We start from the raw sequence: 292 nt of genomic DNA, 5'->3' as shown, positions 1-292 counted from the left end.
CGGTACATGGCTTTACGCATCGGCGCCATTTGGGCTCCTCGCGCACGATACGCAAACCGATCCTGTCTTCATCTACGGCATCTCGCGAGCGCAAGCGATTTTCGAATACGACTGGAACGAGATCACGGCTCTGCGCTCGCGCCTGTCGGCGCAATCGCCTGAACGCGCGGCGCGCCAGGCGTTCCTCGATCAGGTGACGCGCGACGGGTTTGTCACCGGGTACCGCGGCATTCGCATCGCGAAGGGCGGGCAGCGCTTCTGGATCGAAAACGCAACGGTCTGGCAGTTGTTC

1 protein-coding gene is annotated in these 292 nt (G+C 62.3%); it reads left to right on the top strand.

The window, feature by feature from the left end; all coding sequences use genetic code 11:
- Positions 1 to 292: MEKHLA domain-containing protein (locus tag EN824_RS34590; RefSeq protein WP_135933236.1), on the top strand; the 292-nt coding region annotated here is incomplete at both ends.

Origin of the sequence: Mesorhizobium sp. M8A.F.Ca.ET.181.01.1.1 (assembly GCF_004792025.1) — a bacterium.
Lineage (GTDB): Bacteria > Pseudomonadota > Alphaproteobacteria > Rhizobiales > Rhizobiaceae > Mesorhizobium.
Note: the sequence above shows the minus strand (reverse complement) of the source record. Positions and strands in the feature narration are given on the sequence as shown.